This window comes from Nonomuraea sp. NPDC052634 (assembly GCF_040678535.1).
Lineage (GTDB): Bacteria > Actinomycetota > Actinomycetes > Streptosporangiales > Streptosporangiaceae > Nonomuraea > Nonomuraea fastidiosa.
The window spans coordinates 643,291-659,522 of sequence record NZ_JBFATY010000002.1 but is presented as its reverse complement, the minus strand read 5'-3'; the positions used below and the strand labels follow the sequence as shown (position 1 = coordinate 659,522).

General features: G+C 70.2%; 14 protein-coding genes. 12 read left to right on the top strand and 2 right to left on the bottom strand.

Features of this window, described 5'->3' with window-relative positions; translation table 11 throughout:
* Positions 1 to 197: 197 nt before the first annotated feature.
* Positions 198 to 1,223, top strand: a complete 1,026-nt coding sequence (locus tag AB0K67_RS15615) for a GDP-mannose 4,6-dehydratase (protein ID WP_364059290.1) — start codon at positions 198 to 200, stop codon at positions 1,221 to 1,223.
* A gap of 208 nt (positions 1,224 to 1,431) precedes the next feature.
* On the opposite strand, the gene AB0K67_RS15610 is transcribed toward AB0K67_RS15615, so the two are convergent.
* Positions 1,432 to 2,265, bottom strand: a complete 834-nt coding sequence (locus AB0K67_RS15610; protein WP_364059287.1) for an AraC family transcriptional regulator — start codon at positions 2,263 to 2,265, stop codon at positions 1,432 to 1,434.
* A gap of 52 nt (positions 2,266 to 2,317) precedes the next feature.
* Between AB0K67_RS15610 and AB0K67_RS15605 the strand changes: the two genes are divergently transcribed.
* The 4 genes from AB0K67_RS15605 to AB0K67_RS15590 all read left to right on the top strand — a co-directional run bounded on the left by AB0K67_RS15605 (position 2,318) and on the right by AB0K67_RS15590 (position 5,727).
* On the top strand, positions 2,318 to 2,896 hold the full coding sequence (locus tag AB0K67_RS15605) for a helix-turn-helix domain-containing protein (RefSeq protein WP_364059284.1): 579 nt from the start codon (positions 2,318 to 2,320) through the stop codon (positions 2,894 to 2,896).
* Entirely contained in the window at positions 2,889 to 3,725 is an 837-nt protein-coding gene (locus tag AB0K67_RS15600; RefSeq protein WP_364059281.1) for an SRPBCC domain-containing protein, read from the top strand. The genes AB0K67_RS15605 and AB0K67_RS15600 overlap by 8 nt, the downstream gene beginning before the upstream one ends.
* A 227-nt stretch (positions 3,726 to 3,952) precedes the next feature.
* Positions 3,953 to 4,363: a DUF2000 domain-containing protein gene (locus AB0K67_RS15595; RefSeq protein ID WP_364059278.1), complete on the top strand. Its 411-nt coding sequence runs from the start codon at positions 3,953 to 3,955 to the stop codon at positions 4,361 to 4,363.
* Positions 4,364 to 5,025: 662 nt separating this feature from the next.
* Entirely contained in the window at positions 5,026 to 5,727 is a 702-nt protein-coding gene (locus AB0K67_RS15590; RefSeq protein WP_364059275.1) for a DUF559 domain-containing protein, read from the top strand.
* A gap of 1,113 nt (positions 5,728 to 6,840) precedes the next feature.
* Here the strand turns inward: AB0K67_RS15590 and AB0K67_RS15585 are convergent.
* On the bottom strand, positions 6,841 to 8,025 hold the full coding sequence (locus AB0K67_RS15585; RefSeq protein WP_364059272.1) for a cytochrome P450: 1,185 nt from the start codon (positions 8,023 to 8,025) through the stop codon (positions 6,841 to 6,843).
* Between the two features lie 455 nt (positions 8,026 to 8,480).
* Here AB0K67_RS15585 and AB0K67_RS15580 point away from each other — a divergent pair, with 455 nt between their 5' ends.
* From AB0K67_RS15580 to AB0K67_RS15550, 7 genes are all read left to right on the top strand, one after another.
* Positions 8,481 to 9,326, top strand: a complete 846-nt coding sequence (locus AB0K67_RS15580) for a fumarylacetoacetate hydrolase family protein (RefSeq protein WP_364059269.1) — start codon at positions 8,481 to 8,483, stop codon at positions 9,324 to 9,326.
* Positions 9,323 to 10,642: an enolase C-terminal domain-like protein gene (locus AB0K67_RS15575; protein WP_364059266.1), complete on the top strand. Its 1,320-nt coding sequence runs from the start codon at positions 9,323 to 9,325 to the stop codon at positions 10,640 to 10,642. Before AB0K67_RS15580 ends, AB0K67_RS15575 begins: the two co-directional genes overlap by 4 nt.
* Positions 10,639 to 11,379 carry an SDR family oxidoreductase gene (locus tag AB0K67_RS15570; RefSeq protein ID WP_364059263.1) on the top strand — a complete coding sequence of 247 codons (741 nt, stop codon included), beginning with the start codon at positions 10,639 to 10,641 and terminating at the stop codon, positions 11,377 to 11,379. Before AB0K67_RS15575 ends, AB0K67_RS15570 begins: the two co-directional genes overlap by 4 nt.
* A 257-nt stretch (positions 11,380 to 11,636) precedes the next feature.
* Entirely contained in the window at positions 11,637 to 12,659 is a 1,023-nt protein-coding gene (locus AB0K67_RS15565) for a sugar ABC transporter substrate-binding protein (protein WP_364059260.1), read from the top strand.
* Positions 12,659 to 14,137, top strand: a complete 1,479-nt coding sequence (locus tag AB0K67_RS15560; RefSeq protein WP_364059257.1) for a sugar ABC transporter ATP-binding protein — start codon at positions 12,659 to 12,661, stop codon at positions 14,135 to 14,137. Before AB0K67_RS15565 ends, AB0K67_RS15560 begins: the two co-directional genes overlap by 1 nt.
* Complete coding sequence (locus tag AB0K67_RS15555) at positions 14,134 to 15,123, top strand: ABC transporter permease (RefSeq protein WP_364059254.1); 990 nt, start codon at positions 14,134 to 14,136, stop codon at positions 15,121 to 15,123. Before AB0K67_RS15560 ends, AB0K67_RS15555 begins: the two co-directional genes overlap by 4 nt.
* Positions 15,123 to 16,061: an aldo/keto reductase gene (locus tag AB0K67_RS15550; protein WP_364059251.1), complete on the top strand. Its 939-nt coding sequence runs from the start codon at positions 15,123 to 15,125 to the stop codon at positions 16,059 to 16,061. The genes AB0K67_RS15555 and AB0K67_RS15550 overlap by 1 nt, the downstream gene beginning before the upstream one ends.
* The last annotated feature ends 171 nt before the right edge of the window (positions 16,062 to 16,232 follow it).

The following is a 16,232-nucleotide window of genomic DNA, read 5'->3' as shown; positions in this document are numbered from 1 at the left end:
TTAGTCCGAAAAGGCTACCATTCGGTAGGTCGGCTGGAATTGTTCACAAACACTGTCACAGGGCGTGCGAACTGCGACATCTTCGTGACCGAGTGTGGTTCGGTGGAACGTGTTCTAGACGACTTGGTGCCTCGTAGAGGTGCTTGGCGGTACATTCCGTCCCTGAGGGATGGGGCAGGCGATCGTTGGAGGACCCCTTGGCCAGGCGCGCTCTGATCACCGGAATCACCGGCCAGGATGGTTCTTACTTGGCGGAGCATCTCCTGGAGCAGGGGTACGAGGTCTGGGGCCTGGCCCGCGGTCAGGCGAACCCGCGCGTGTCGCGGATGCGCAAGCTGCTCTCCGACGTCCAGGTGGTGCGGGGCGACCTGCTCGACCAGGGGTCGCTGATCTCGGCGGTGGAACGCGTTCAACCCGATGAGGTCTACAACCTGGGCGCGATCTCGTTCGTGCCGATGTCGTGGGAGCAGGCGGAGCTCACGGCCGAGGTGACCGGGATGGGCGTGCTGCGCATGCTGGAGGCCATCCGGGTGTGCTCGGGCGTGTCGCGGGGCGGCTCGGCCTCCGGCGGACAGATCCGCTTTTATCAGGCTTCGTCCTCCGAGATGTTCGGGCAGGTCAGCGAGACCCCGCAGAACGAGCGCACCGCCTTCCACCCGCGCTCCCCGTACGGCGTGGCCAAGGCGTACGGCCACTTCCTCACCCAGAACTACCGCGAGTCCTACGGGATGTTCGCCGTCTCCGGCATCCTGTTCAACCACGAGTCGCCGCGCCGCGGCGCCGAGTTCGTCACCAGGAAGGTCTCGCTCGGCGTGGCCAGGATCAAGCTCGGGCTGGCCAGCGAGCTGCGGCTCGGCAACCTGGAGGCGCGGCGCGACTGGGGCTTCGCCGGCGACTACGTCAAGGCCATGCACCTGATGCTGCAGGCCGATCACCCCGAGGACTACGTCATCGGCACCGGGTGTATGAAGTCGGTGCGCGAGCTCGTCGAGGCCGCCTTCAGCGCGGCCGGGCTCGACTGGGAGCAGTACGTCGTCACCGACCCGACCCTCCACAGGCCCGCCGAGGTCGACCTGCTGTGCGCCGACCCCAAGAAGGCGCGGGCGCAGCTCGGCTGGGAGCCGAAGGTGTCGTTCGACGAGCTGGTGGCGATGATGGTGGAGGCGGATCTGCGGCTGCTCAGGGACGGCGGCGACCCCCACGACGACAGCTCCTGGCCCTGACCCTGAGGATTCCCAGCGGCTCCCCGACGCTCGCCGGCCCCTTCCCTCGCGCCTTCCGCCTCCTTCCCGGCGCTCTTCTCCGGCGTTGGCCGGCGCCTCCTAGCGTCGCCTTCGGCCGAGAGGTGCGAGGCGGCGCCCTCGATCGCGAGACGGCACGCCTGACCGCGAGGTGTCACGTCCGACCGCGACCGAGGTGCCCGGGGGACGCTCAGCGGTTGGTGGTGATGGCGGCGCGGTAGGCCCCCGGCGTCAGGCCGAAGCAGCGGGTGAACCACCGGGTCAGGTGGCTCTGGTCGGCGAAGCCCGTCAACGCGGCCGCCTGCGCGATGGGCGTGCCGGACGCGATCAGGTCGCGGGCCCTCCTGAGCCGGAGCTGACGCTGGTAGTCGCTGGGCGCGAGGCCGTAGGCGTCGTGGAAGGCGCGGTAGACCGCGTACCGGCTGGCTCCCGCCGCCCTGGCGAGGTCGTCGATGGTGAGATCGTCGGTCAGGCGGTCGTGCAGGACGCTCCTGGCGCGGGCGGCCACCGCATGGGGGCGTACGCGGGCGGTCGCGATAGGGGAGGCGGCGGCACGCCGTACGATCTGCGCGATCGTGGCGGCGAGCAGCTCGTCACGGCGCAGAGCGGTCGCGCGGCCGGTCTCGTCGAGGAGCGCGGCGTGCAGGGCGCGTAGCGCGCCCGCGAGGGCCGGATCGTCCACCACGGGTGCGGCGAAGAGGGGCAGACCCGTACGCCGTCCCGTCGCGTCCTCCAGCGCGTCCGCCACCAGCTCGGGACCGATGTGCACCATCCGGTACGTGAACCCGAGCGCGTTGGCGGCGTGCCCGTCGTGCGGGTCCTCGGGGTTGAAAGCCATGATCATCCCGGCGGCGCTCGTGTGCGCCGCACCCCGGCACGTGAACGACTGGGCTCCGTCTTCGGTGACCCCGAACGAGTAGGTCTCGTGGCTGTGCCGGTGGTAGACGTGCCGCTCGAAGTGGGCGTGCATGGCCTCCAGAGGCCGGTCGGGCGACCTCCAGTAGCGGGACCAGTCGTGCGTCACCCTTCCCATGCTATTGACAAAGCCAGTTTTTACGTAAAACATGATTTTTGCAATGAGAGACGTCCTGTACCTGGAAGAGATCGAGCAGGCCGAAGCCCTGCTCAAGCCGCAGCGCGTGGAGGTGCTGCGGCAGCTGGCCGAGCCCCGCACCTGCTCAGAGGTCGCGCAGGCGCTCGGCCAGACGCCGCAGCGGGTCTACTACCACGTCAAACGGCTGGTCGAGGCGGGGCTGGTGGACCAGGTGGCCGAGCGCAAGGTGCGCGGCGTCCACGAGGGCATCTACCAGGCCGGCGCACGGTCGTACTGGCTGTCGCCGCGCCTCGTCGGCCGCATCGGGCTGCGCAAGGTCCGCGACGAGCTGAGCCTCGGCTACCTGCTCGACCTCATGGAGGAGGTGCAGGCGGACATCGCGGCGCTCGACCGCAGCGCCCCCGAGCTCCCGTCGATCGGCCTGTCCGGCGAGATCCGCGTGCTCCCGGAGCGGCGGCAGGAGTTCCTGAACGAGCTTCAGACCACGCTGCAAGACCTTTTCACCCGCTACGGCGGCAGTGAGGGCGACGCCTTCAAGCTGGCGGTCGCCTGCTACCCCCACGCCGTACCCCAGCCAGAAGGAGAACCAGACGATGAATGAGCCGATGATTCTTCGTGCCCGCATCCCCGCCACCGCCGACCAGGTGCGCCGCGCGCTCACCGACCCCGACGCGCTGCGCGTCTGGCTGGCCGAGCACGTGGACGTCGACCTCGAGGCGGGACGTTTCGCGTTCTGGGGGCGTACGACGCCCGAGGGCGACGCGCCGCACCAGCGGCTGCTGCACGCCGACGAGCGCACGCTGGGCTTCTCCTGGCTGCTCGACGGCGAGGAGACCACCAGCGAGCTGACCTGGGAGGCCGACGGCGACCACACCGTGGTGACGCTGTCGCAGACGCACTTCGACTTCCAGGACGTCATCACCGGCAAGAGCATCAGGGGCGTGCTCCAGACGTACTGGTGCCTGGTGCTCGCCAACCTCGCCGAGTACCTCGAAGGCCGCCCGCTCACCGAGAAGACCGACTTCACCTCGGCCGAGCTGCGCACCAGCGTCGAGATCGCGGCCTCGCCCGAGCGGATCTTCGAGTCGCTGACGTCGTCGGAGGCGGTCACCAAGTGGTTCGGGTACCCCATCGAGATCGAGCCGCACGTCGGCGGGCGGTTCGCCATGGGCGGCTTCGACAACGACCCCGACCCCGCCAAGATCCTGGAGCTGGAGCCCGCCCGCAAGCTCTCCATCGGCTGGGGCGAGAACGGCGTCGGCACCTGGGAGCTGGAGGGGTCCGGCGGTAAGACGCGGCTGACGCTGGTGCAGAGCGGGTTCGACGAGTCCCGGCCGCCGTACGCGGCGTGGGGCGGGATCGTGGCGGGGCTGGCGGAGCTGCGCCGCTACCACGAGGTCCCGAACTGGCAGCCGATCCTGGCCGCGTAGGGGCGCGCTGGGGCCTGGCGCGCTGGGGCCTGGTGCGCTGAGGTCTGGTGCGCTGAGGTCTGGTGCGCTGAGGTCTGGTGCGCTGAGGTCTGGTGCGCTGAGATCTGGCGCGCTGGGGTCTCGCGGCGGGGCGCCCGAGTGCCCGGGCTTGGGCGCTCGGGGCCGGGCCGGCGGTGGCGCACGAGCGTTCTATACGGATGACACCCAGGCCCGGAATGCTGCCGAACATGCGTTTCGACACCAAAATCGGCATCGTCGTCCGCTCGGACCTCGCCGCCTGGCAGCGCCTGAACGTCACCGCCTTCCTCGCCAGCGCCATCGCCGGCGGGGTGCCCGAGGTGATGGGGGAGGACTACGAGGACGGGTCGGGGAACCCGTACCTGCCGATGTTCCGCCAGCCCGTGGTCATCTATCAGGCGGACCTCGATGAGCTGCGCAAAGTCCGGGAGAAGGCGAAGGCGCGGGACCTGCGCGTGGCGGTCTACACCGAGGAGATGTTCAAGACGGGCAACGACGAGGACAACCGCGCCGCCGTACGGGCGTACTCGGCCGAGGACCTCAACCTGGTCGGCGTCTCCGTCTACGGCCCCAAGACCCCCGTCGACAAATCCCTCAAGGGCCTGACCCTCCACCCCTGACGGTCCAGGAGCCCCGCTCACCGAGCCCAATGAGCGGCGAAGCGACTGGGCCCAAAAGGCAAGCCGGGGTGGAAAGGACCGAGCTTGCCGCCGGGAAGGATCGGGCGGCCGACGGAGAGGGGCCGGGCTGGCCGCCGGGAAGGGGCCGGGCCGGCCGACGGGGAGAGGCCGAGTTGGCCGCCGGAAGGGGGCCGGGCTGGCCGACGGGGAGAGGCCGAGTTGGCCGCCGGGAAGGGGCCGGGCTGGCCGACGGGGAGAGGCCAAGTTGGCCGACGGAGAGGGCCGAACAACAGGCTTGTGGATACCTCACTTCATCCACAGAACCACGCTCGGCCCCTCCGCAACCGGCCACCCTCCGCCACCCTCAACCCATGGCTCACCCCACCAAGCCCCTCAGGAGCTCAACCACCTGGCAACCGTTCGCGCACGCACCCGTTCCCGACGCCGGTACGACCGGATCCTCAAACCGCGGAACGACCACATCCTCAGGGTCCGGTACGACCGGACCCGCAGACCCCGGAACGACCACATCCTCACAGCTCGATACGACCGCGTTCGTAGGCATGGGAACGACCGTGTCCCTGACGGAACGCGCCCGTCGGATCACTTCGGCCATCCCTCAAGCCGTGGCCTGCGGTCGTACGGCCGCTCATATCTGGGGCTTGCAGGCTCTGACCACCCCCGAGTCCGAGTGGCCCGTCGAAGTGATCGCTCCCAGCTACCTGGCGGTCGCCGACTGCGTGACGTACCTGGCCCCGCTCCCGCAGGAGGACGTCACCGACCACAAGGGCGTCCGTCTCACGACCAGGGAGCGCACGGCCCTCGACTGCGCCCGCTGGCTGCCTCGCATGGAGGCGGTGGCCATCCTCGACCAGTTCGCGCGGCGGGGCGTCGACATGGAGGCGCTGCGGCATCGTCCGCTCAACTCCTGGCGCCTGCGCGACACCCTCAGCCTCGCCGACAAGGGAGCCGGTTCCCCACGGGAGAGCTGGCTGCGGGTCATCCTCGTGGACGGCGGCCTCCCCAGACCCACCACCCAGATCAAGGTGCAGTTGGGCGACGACCGCTGCGCCTATCTCGACCTGGGCTGGGAGGAGTTCAAGGTCGCCGTGGAGTACGACGGGCGCGAACACCACACTTCGCCGACCGACCAGCAACGCGACGCGGACCGCCGCGAGGAGCTGCGCCGCCAGGGCTGGCGGGTGATCGCCGTCCGCCGAGACGTCATCCCCGGCCAGATCGCCGGCCTCCTCCACCAGGTGGCCGACACCCTGATCGAGCAAGGCTGGCGACCCGCCCCCCAAGTGACCACCCGCATCCTCGCCCGCATCCGCGCCGCCCGCCGAAGATCCCGCTACCGTTGACCCCTCCCAGAGCCCTCTTTCCGGCTGACCCGGGCGGCCGGTCACCTCCTGATCGCGGACTCGCCCTGTCCACGGCCGCCTTCGGGCCGGCCCCGCGGACGGCTACCCCCTTCGCACGGGTTCCCCTGCCTGAGGCCACCTGCGCGAACACACCGCCCACCTCCGTCGTTCGCTGCGGGGGCCGGTCACGGTGAGGGGCCGATCGCCGTGCGGGTGAGGGGAGTCGGCGGCTGCTGTAAGGGCCGGTCGCTGCAGGCGGTCTGCCATGTGGCGGGTTGTTGCGCCGGCCGCTCTCGACGCGCGGGCTGTCCCTGGCGCGTGGGCTGCTCCCGGCGCTTGGGCTGCTCCCGGCGTGTGGGCTGCTCTCGGCGTGCAGGCCGTCTCGGGCATGTAGGTCGCCCCAGCGCACGGGCCTCGTGTGTGGGTCTACCGGCGGGTGGGTCGTCCTCGGGGCGTGGGCTGTCCCTGGCGCGTGGGCTGCTCCCGGCGTGTGGGCTGTCCCTGGCGCGTGGGCTGTCCTCGGCGTGTGGGTCGCTCAGCGGGTGTGCTGCCTGGTGGTGCGAGCTGCCCTTGCCGCCTGGGTTGCCCAGCGCGCCTGTCCAGCACGCGTGCGCCCGGTGTGCGAGCCGTCGCCGCTGCCTGGGGTGCCCAGTGCGCGCTGCCCAGCTCACGTGCTGGCTACCTCGCGTGCGCCCAGTGCGGGGGTGATCCGATGCGTGCACCGCCTCGGCTTGTGAGCTACTCGACGCAGGGACCGCTCAAACGCACGGACCGCAAGCACAGGCACCGCAGCGCATGGACCGCAGCGCGCGGACCGCTCAAGCACAGGCACCGCAGCACACGGACCGCAGCACACGGACCGCAGCGCATGACCGCAGCGCGTGGACCGCGCAGGCGCTTGGGCTGCCTCCGCAGACGGAGTGTCCGCTGTGGCGCCCGCGCCGCGCACCGCGCGGGCGCTCGTGCTGTCCTGAGCTTGCTCCGTTCCCCCGTGCGCTGTACGCCCGGTGCGGCGCCCGTGCCGCGTGCGGGTCGCCTGTCCGAAGGGTCGGTCAGCCGACCCGCCCGGTGCGGCGCCCGTGCCGCGTGCGGGTCGCCTGTCCGAAGGGTCGGTCAGCCGACGCTCACCGGGAGTTCTTTGATGCCGTTGATGAAGTTCGAGCGGAGGCGGCGGGCCGCGCCGGTCTGGCGGATGCGGGGGTAACGGCGGGCGAGCTGTTCGAAGAGGACGCGGAGTTCGAGCCGGGCGAGGTGGTTGCCGAGGCAGAAGTGGGCGCCGCCGCCACCGAAGCCGATGTGGGGGTTCGGGTCGCGGCCGATGTCGAAGACGTCGCCGTCGGGGAAGACGGAGGCGTCGCGGTTGGCGGAGGCGTAGAAGACGACGACCTTGTCGTTCTCCTTGATCTGTTGCCCGCCGAGCACCTGGTCGGTGGTGGAGGTGCGGCGGAAGAGGTTCACGGGCGAGACCCAGCGGACGATCTCGTCGGCGGCCGTCTTGCCCAGTGTGGGGTCGGCGATCAGCCGGTCCCACTGGCCGGGGTGCTCGAAGAAGGCGAGCATGCCGCCGGAGGCCGCGTTGCGCGTGGTCTCGTTGCCGGCCACGACAAGCAGGAGGACGAACAGGTCGAACTCGTCCTCGCCGAGGGTCTCGCCGTTCTCGTTGGGCTGGAGGAGCCGGGTGACGATGTCGTCCCTGGGGTTGGCGCGGCGCTGCGCGGCGAGCTGGTTGGCGTACGCGTACACCTCCATGGCCGCGTCCGAGCCCTCCTCCGGGCTGGGGGCGTAGTCGGGGTCCTGGGCGCCGATCATGCGGTTGGACCAGGTGAACAGCTTGTCGCGGTCGGCCACGGGAGCGCCGAGCAGCTCGCAGATCACGTACAGGGGGAGGGGCGCGGCGATCTCGGTGACGAAGTCGACCTCGCCGGACACCTTGTCGAGGAGGTCGTCGCAGATGTCGCGGATGTGCTGTTCGAGCGCGCCGATCGTACGCGGGGTGAATCCCCGGTTCACCAGGGCGCGCCGTCTGGTGTGCTCGGGCGGGTCCTGGTTGAGCATCATCAGGCGCTGCAGCGCGATCTGGTCCTCTTCGAACTCGTCGAAAAGAGCGAGCCTGCGGTGGGAGGAGAAGAGCTCGGAGTGCCGCGACACGTGCACGACGTCGTCGTAGCGGGTCACGGCCCAAAAGCCCGGCTCGCCGTCGTGCCAGTGGACCGGTGAGTTCGCGCGCAGCCAGGCGAGCTGGGCGTGAGGGGGTCCTGCGGTCGCGTAAAGGTCCCTGTCGACCAGGTCGATGTGCACGCGGGGTCACCTCGTAGGTCAAGCGCTTGGTCAAGCGATTCCTGAAACGTGTTCTATTACGTGGTTGTACGCCCGTCAAGGACGGGTGCGGGCTCTTCCCGCTGCATCCCCATTTCGTGGCCGATTTTGCGCCCAAGAGCTCGGAGGTCATCCCAAGGAATGGGCATGGATTTAAGGCTGCGGGTTTTCGGTCAGGGCCTCGGTGGTTTCTGGCTCGGGGATTATGTCGTCGATGGTGTGAAGGGTCAGAAATAGGCGGTTCAGGCGTATTTCGGCCTTCGGGTGCCTGGCCGACCCCTTCGCGTGGTGGTGGCGAAACATCGGACGACAGGTCGCGCCAGGGTCGCCGTGGAGGTGCTCGGAGCGGCCTTCCGGGGAGTGGCCCTTGACACGTTGCACATGCCCGCACGAGCATCGTGAGGCGAGACATCCGATGTATAGGCGAAGGATGCGATGTGAAGCTGCTGCGAGTAGGACCTGTCGGCCAGGAACGACCGGTGGTCATGGACGACGCCGGCAACCTGCGTGACATTGGCGAGCCCGAGATCGACGGGGCATTTCTCGCCTCCGGTGGTGTGGCGCGGGTACGGGAGGCGCTGGAACGGGGTGACCTGCCCGTCGTCGAAGCCGAAGGGCTGAGGGTCGGAGCTCCGATCGCGCGGCCGGGAAAGATCGTGTGTATCGGGCTCAACTTCAGCGACCACGCCGCCGAATCCGGGGCCGCGGTGCCGACGGAGCCGGTGGTGTTCATGAAGGCGAGCAACACCATGGTCGGCCCGTACGACGAGGTGCTCGTGCCCCGCGGCAGCGTGAAGACCGACTGGGAGGTGGAGCTGGCCATCGTCATCGGACGTGAGGCGCGCTACCTCGGCAGCCGGGAGGAGGCGCTGGAGGTCGTCGCCGGGTACGCGATCTCCAACGACGTGTCCGAGCGGGAGTTCCAGCTTGAGCGCGGCGGCCAGTGGGACAAGGGCAAGTCGTGCGAGACGTTCAACCCGTTGGGCCCCTGGCTGGTGACGGCGGACGAGGTGGGCGACCCGCAGAACCTCGCGATGCGCCTGTGGGTGAACGGCGAGCTGCGCCAGGACGGCAACACCAAGAACATGATCTTCGATGTGGCGGAGATCGTGCGGTACCTGAGCCAGTTCATGGTGCTGGAGCCGGGCGACGTGATCAACACCGGTACGCCCGCCGGGGTCGCCATGGGCCGTCCCGACCAGCCGTACCTGCGCGCGGGCGACGTGATGGAGCTGGAGATCGAGGGCCTGGGCCGCCAGCGCCAGACGGTGGGGCAGGCATGACGGCCGCAGGGGCGTACCGGATCGTCGACATGGAGACGCACGACGTGCGTTTCCCCACCTCCCGCCACCTCGACGGCTCCGACGCCATGAACCCCGACCCCGACTACTCGGCCGCGTACGTGGTGCTCAAGACCGACGACGGCTACGAGGGCCACGGCTTCGCGTTCACCATCGGCCGCGGCAACGACGTGCAGACCACGGCGATCGGGGCGCTGCGGCCGTACGTGATCGGCAAGGACGCCGAGGACCTCGGCGCGCTCTACCACGAGATGATCAACGATTCGCAGCTGCGCTGGCTGGGCCCGGAGAAGGGCGTCATGCACATGGCGATCTCCGCCGTGGTCAACGCGCTGTGGGACCTCAAGGCGAAGCGGGCGGGCAAGCCGATCTGGCGGCTGCTCGCGGACATGTCGCCGGAGGAGATCGTCGAGCTGATCGACTTCCGCTACCTGAGCGACGCGCTGACCAAGGACGACGCCCTGGCGATCCTGCGGGCGGCCGAGAGCGGCAAGGCCGAGCGCATCGCCCGGCTGCAGGAGACCGGCTACCCGGCGTACACGACGTCGCCCGGCTGGCTCGGCTACGACGACGAGAAGCTGCGCAGGCTCTGCAAGGAGGCCCTGGAGCAGGGGTTCGGCCAGATCAAGCTCAAGGTCGGCGCGGACCTCGACGACGACCGGCGGCGGTTCAGGGCCGCCAGGGAGGTCTGCGGCGACGGCTTCCCCATCGCGATCGACGCCAACCAGCGCTGGGACGTCGGCTCGGCCATCGAATGGGTGAACGCGCTGCGCGAGTTCGACCCCCACTGGGTCGAGGAGCCGACCAGCCCCGACGACGTGCTCGGACACGCCGCCATCGCGCGGGGCATCGCGCCGATCCCGGTGGCGACCGGCGAGCACGTCCAGAACCGCATCGTGTTCAAGCAGCTGCTGCAGGCCGAGGGGCTGTCGTACCTGCAGATCGACGCCGCCCGCGTGGGCGGGCTGAACGAGAACCTCGCGATCTTGCTCCTCGCGGCCAAGTTCGGGGTGCCGGTGTGCCCGCACGCGGGCGGCGTGGGGCTGTGCGAGCTGGTGCAGCACCTGGCGATGTTCGACTACGTGGCGGTCAGCGGCACGATGGACGGCCGGGTCATCGAGTACGTCGACCACCTGCACGAGCACTTCGTCGACCCCGTGGTCATCAAGGACGGCAGGTACATGGCGCCGTCGCGGCCGGGCTTCAGCGCGGAGATGCGCCCGGAGTCGATCGCCGCCCACACCTTCCCCGGCGGCGAGGTCTGGAGGACGGACTCCCATGGAGGTGACGACGCATGAGTGACGGCCTGAAGGCGATCGTGACCGGCGGCGGCTCGGGCATCGGCCTGGCGGCGGCCTCGGCGCTGCACGTACGCGGCATGCGGGTCGCCTGCCTCGACCTCAACCCGCCGGGCGAGCCGTTCATCGGGATCAAGGCGGACGTCACGGACGACGCCGCGGTGCGGGCCGCGGTCGCCGAGGCGGCCGAGCGGCTCGGCGGTATCGACGTGCTGGTGAACAACGCCGGCATCGGCGCGCAGGGCACGATCGAGGACAACCCGGACGAGGAGTGGCATCGGGTCTTCGACGTGAACGTGGTCGGCATGGTGAGGGTGGCCCGCGCCGCGCTGCCGTACCTGCGTCAATCCAAGCACGCCGCGATCGTCAACACCTGCTCGATCGCCGCCACCGCCGGGCTGCCGCAGCGCGCGCTCTACAGCGCCACCAAGGGCGCGGTGCTGTCGCTGACGCTTGCCATGGCCGCCGACCACCTGCGCGAGGGCATCCGGGTCAACTGCGTCAACCCCGGCACCGCCGACACCCCGTGGGTGGCCAGGCTGCTGGAGGCGGCCGACGACCCCGAGGCAGAACGCGCGGCGCTCAACGCCAGGCAGCCCATGGGCCGCCTGGTCACCGCCGAGGAGGTCGCCGCGGCGATCGCCTACCTCGCGAGCCCCGAGTCCGCCTCGACCACGGGCACGGCGCTCGCGGTCGACGGCGGCATGCAGGGCCTGCGGCTACGTCCATCCACCTGACCGACGACCCCGCGATCTCGAAGACCCGCCGGCCGAGCGGCGGGAGACGTGCGAAGGCCCCGACCTGTGGCCGGCGACCCGCGAGGCCGCCGGCCGACCGGCCCTCCGCCCCGAGGGTCAGGCGACGAAAAGCCGACCGGCCCTCCGCCCCGAGGGTCAGGCGACGAAAGGCCGACGGTCCTCCGCCCCGAGGGCCGGGCGACCAAGGCCGATGGCCCTCCGGCCGGAGGGCCAGGCGACTAAGGAAGGTACCCCCCATGAAGTTCGGACGGGCGGTCGCGGCAGCGGCCCTGCTGGCGGCTATGACCGCGTGCGGTTCAGGCGCCACGACGGCAGGAGGAGGCGGCGGCGGAAAGGTCGGCATCGACCACCCCCGCGCCGACTCCGACTTCTGGAACTCCTACATCAAGTACGTCCCCCAGATGGCCGAAGAGCTCAAGGTGGACCTCATGCCCGCCACGAACTCGCAGAACGACGTGGCCAAGCTGGTCAACAACGTGCAGGCGCTGATCGGCCAGGGCGCCAAGGTCATCGTCATGGCCCCGCAGGACACCGGCGCCGTCGCCAACATCCTGCAGCAGCTGGAGAACAAGAAGATCCCGGTCGTCACCGTGGACACCCGTCCCGACAAGGGCAAGGTCTACATGGTCGTACGCGCCGACAACCGCGCGTACGGCACCAAGGCCTGCGAGTTCCTCGGCGAGAAGCTCGGCGGCAAGGGCAAGGTGGTGCAGCTCCAGGGCTCGCTCGGCTCGATCAACGGCCGCGACAGGTCGGAGGCGTTTCTGGACTGCATGAAGACCAAGTTCCCTGACATCACGGTGTTCAGCGAGCCGACCGAGTGGGAGGGCACCAAGGCCGCGTCGATGCTGCAGACCCGCCTGGAGCAGAACCCCGACATCAAGGGGATCTACATGCACGCGGGTGGCGTGCACCTGGCGCCGACGCTGCAGGTGCTCAAGCAGAAGGGTCTGCTGGTCCCGCCGGACGACCCCAAGCACATCTTCGTGGTCTCCAACGACGGCATCCCGCAGGAGTTCGAGTCGATCCGCAAGGGCGAGATCGACGCGACGGTCTCGCAGCCGGCCGACCTGTACGCCAAGTACGCCCTCTACTACGCCAAGGCCGCGGCCGAGGGCAAGACGTTCCAACCCGGCCCGACCGACCACGACAGCACGATCATCCGGCTTCCGAACGGCCTGGAGGACCAGCTCCCCGCGCCGCTCGTGACGAAGGAGAACGTGGACGACAAGGCCCTCTGGGGCAACCAGGCCCAGTGATGAACGTTCACGTCGAAGCCAGGAACGTGGTCAAGCGCTTCGGCCCGACGACCGCGCTCGACGGCGCGCACATCGCGATCGCCGAGGGCGAGACGCATGCGCTGGTCGGCAGGAACGGCGCGGGCAAGTCCACGCTGGTGTCGATCCTGACCGGGCTGCAACGCCCGGACGAGGGCGAGGTGCGCTTCTCCGGCGAGCCCGCGCCGCCGCTCGGCGACCGTGACGCCTGGCGGCGGCGGGTGGCCTGCGTCTACCAGAAGTCCACGATCATCCCGGCCCTGACCGTCGCCGAGAACCTGTTCCTCAACCGCCAGTCCGACGGGCAGAAGATCAACTGGCGGGCGCTGCGGGCCAGGGCCAGGGAGCTGCTGGACACGTACGAGGTGGACGTGGACGCGCAGGCGCTGGCCGGCGACCTCAGCGTCGAGCAGCGCCAGCTCGTGGAGATCGCCCGCGCGCTGTCGTTCGGCGCCAGGTTCATCATCCTGGACGAGCCCACCGCGCGGCTCGACGGGCCGGCGATCGAGCGCCTGTTCGCGCGCATGCGCTCGCTGCGCGAGCAGGGCGTGACCATGATGTACATCTCCCACCACCTCGACGAGGTCTACGAGATCTGCCAGAGCGTCACGGTCTTCCGCGACGCCCGGCACGTCCTGACCAGCCCGGTCGCCGACCTGCCGCACGACGAGCTGGTGGCGGCGATGACCGGCGAGGCCACGACCGAGTACCAGGCCCGCGAGCACACGCCGGGCGAGCGCGTGGTGCTGGAGGGCAAGGGGCTGTCGCTGGCCGACCGCTACTCCGCCATCGACCTCGCGGTCAGGTCCGGCGAGGTCGTCGGCCTGGCCGGCTCGGCGAGCAGCGGCAAGGTCAGCCTCGCCGAGACCCTGGTCGGCCTGCGCAAGGCGGACGCCGGGACGGTCACCGTCAACGGCACCCGGGTCAAGCCCGGCGACGTGCCCGCGGCGATGCGGGCCGGGCTCGGGTTCGTGCCGCAGGACCGCCACCACGAGGGCTTCGTGCCGCTGCTGTCGGTGGGGGAGAACGCCACGTTCCCGATCGCCCGCAAGCTCGGCCGCTTCGGCGTCGTCTCGCCCGCGCGGCGGCGCGCCACGGCCGAGCGGCTGATCGCCTCCCTGGACATCAAGACGGAAGGCCCCGACCAGCCGGTGGGCGACCTGTCGGGAGGCAACGCGCAGAAGGTGGTGTTCGCGCGGGCGCTGGTGGACGACCCGGCCGTGCTGGTGGTGATCAATCCGACCGCCGGCGTCGACGTCAAGGCCAAGCAGGCCCTGCTCGGCGCCGTCGAGGACGCCGTCGAGCGCGGCGCGGGGGCCGTGGTGGTCTCCGACGAGCTCGACGACCTGCGGATCTGCGACCGGGTGCTGGTGATGTTCCACGGCAGGGTCGTCAAGGAGGTGCCGCGTGGCTGGAGTGACCACGAGCTCGTGGCCGTGATGGAAGGCATAGAAGAGTGACTGCTTTGACGGCTCCGGCCCCTCGGGTGCGGCTGGCCAAGTTCCGCGATCTGACGCTCGTCCCGGTGATCGTGCTCCTGCTGGTCGTCGGCGCGTTCCTCGACCCGACCTTCCTGACGCCGGGCAACCTGACGAACGTGCTCCAGCAGCAGGCCGCGATCTCGCTGCTGGTGCTGGCCGAGGCGATGATCCTGATCGCCGGCAAGTTCGACCTGTCGCTGGAGTCGACGGTCGGCACCGCGCCCGCGATCGCGGTGATGCTGGTCATCCCGGTGTCGGCCGGCGGGTTCGGCATCGGGCTGCCGGGGGCGCTGGCGATCCCGCTGGCGCTGCTCATCGGGGCCGCGATCGGCGCGTTCAACGGTTTCCTGATCATACGGTTCCAGCTCTCGGCGTTCATCGTCACGCTGGCCATGCTGATCATCGTGCACGGGCTGCTCCAGGGACCGACCGAGGGCAAGACGCTGTTCCAGCTCCCCGAGTCGATCCTCTACCTGGGCAGCGCCATGTGGCTGGGGCTGCCGGCCTCGATCTGGATCGCCGGCGTGCTGTTCGCGGCCGGCATCTTCGGCCTCGGCTACCTTCGGCTCGGCCGCGCGCTGTACGCGATCGGCGGCAACCTCGACGCCGCCCGCGCCGCCGGCATCAGGGTGGACCGCGTCCTGTACGGCGTGTTCATCCTGGGCGGCACGCTCGCCGCGCTGGCCGGCGTGCTGGAGACCGGCAGGCTCGGCGCCATCGGCAACAACCAGGGCGTCGGCTGGATCTTCATGGTGTTCGCCGCGGCCGTCATCGGCGGTGTCAGCATGGACGGCGGCAAGGGCACGATCCTTGGCGCGCTCACCGGCGTGCTGGTGATCGGCCTGGTGCAGAACATCCTCACGCTCATCGGCGTCTCGGGCTTCTGGCAGCCGGTCATCTACGGCTCCATCATCCTCGTCGCGCTCATGATCAGCAGAATCGCCGGAGGAAAGGCACAAGATTGATGGACCGGATCGAGCTGCCCCGCGTCGGCTTCGGCGGCGCTCCCATCGGCAACCTCTATGACGCGGTGGCCGAGGAGCAGGCGCGCGCCACCGTCGAGGCCGCCTGGGAGAGCGGCATCCGCCTGTACGACACCGCCCCCCACTACGGCCTCGGCGTGTCGGAGCGGCGGATCGGCGCGGCGCTGGCCGGCCGGTCGGGTTACCTGCTGTCGACGAAGGTCGGCCGGCTGCTGCGGCCGGCCGGCTCGCGTCCTTCGAAGGCCGGCGGGCGCGAGGAGCTGGGCTTCGCCGAGCCCGACGACCTGGAGCGGGTGTGGGACTTCTCCGCGGGCGGCGTACGCACGTCGCTGGCGGAGTCCCTCGACCGCCTCGGCCTGCCCGGCGTGGACATCGCCTTCATCCATGACCCCGACGACCACGCCGACCAGGCGATCAAGGAGGCGTACCCGGCGCTGGCCGAGCTGCGCGCCGAGGGCCGCATCCGCGCGGTCGGCGTCGGCATGAACCAGTGGCAGGTGCCGCTGCGCTTCGTCCGCGAGACCGACATCGACGTGGTCATGCTGGCCGGACGCTACACGCTGCTCGACCAGTCCGGCCTGCCGCTGCTGGAGGAGTGCGCGCGGCGGGGTGTCAAAGTGCTCGCCGCCGGGGTGTTCAACAGCGGGCTGCTGGCCACCCACGAGCCGGGCGGCACCTTCGACTACCTGCCCGCGCCCGAGCACGTGGTGGCCAAGGCCCGGCGGATCGCCGCGGTGTGCGAGCGCCACGGCGTCACGCTGCCGCAGGCGGCGATGGCGTTCCCGCTGCGGCACCCGGCGGTCGCGACGATCGTCGTGGGGGCGCGCAGCCCGCAGGAGGTGCGGGAGAACGCCGCGCTGCGGGCGTGGCCGGTGCCGGACGAGCTGTGGGAGGACCTGGCGTCGGAGGGGCTGCTGTAGTCGGCCGCTGTGGTCGGCCGCTGTTGTCGGATGCTGTAGCCGGATGCTGTGGTCGGCCGCTGTAGTTGGATGCCGTAGTCGGATGCTGTAGTTGGATGCTGTAGCCGGACGTTGCAGTTGGATGCTGTAGTCGGATGCTGGGGGAGGCGGGGGCTCCGGCTTCGTGGTCGC

Excerpts from the sequence above, each read along its gene's own strand:
- AB0K67_RS15605 (WP_364059284.1), top strand. The coding sequence starts at position 2,318 with ATGAGAGACGTCCTGTACCTGGAAGAGATCGAGCAGGCCGAAGCCCTG.
- AB0K67_RS15600 (WP_364059281.1), top strand. The coding sequence starts at position 2,889 with ATGAATGAGCCGATGATTCTTCGTGCCCGCATCCCCGCCACCGCCGAC.
- AB0K67_RS15595 (WP_364059278.1), top strand. The coding sequence starts at position 3,953 with ATGCGTTTCGACACCAAAATCGGCATCGTCGTCCGCTCGGACCTCGCC.
- AB0K67_RS15575 (WP_364059266.1), top strand. The coding sequence starts at position 9,323 with ATGACGGCCGCAGGGGCGTACCGGATCGTCGACATGGAGACGCACGAC.
- AB0K67_RS15570 (WP_364059263.1), top strand. The coding sequence starts at position 10,639 with ATGAGTGACGGCCTGAAGGCGATCGTGACCGGCGGCGGCTCGGGCATC.
- AB0K67_RS15565 (WP_364059260.1), top strand. The coding sequence starts at position 11,637 with ATGAAGTTCGGACGGGCGGTCGCGGCAGCGGCCCTGCTGGCGGCTATG.
- AB0K67_RS15560 (WP_364059257.1), top strand. The coding sequence starts at position 12,659 with ATGAACGTTCACGTCGAAGCCAGGAACGTGGTCAAGCGCTTCGGCCCG.
- AB0K67_RS15550 (WP_364059251.1), top strand. The coding sequence starts at position 15,123 with ATGGACCGGATCGAGCTGCCCCGCGTCGGCTTCGGCGGCGCTCCCATC.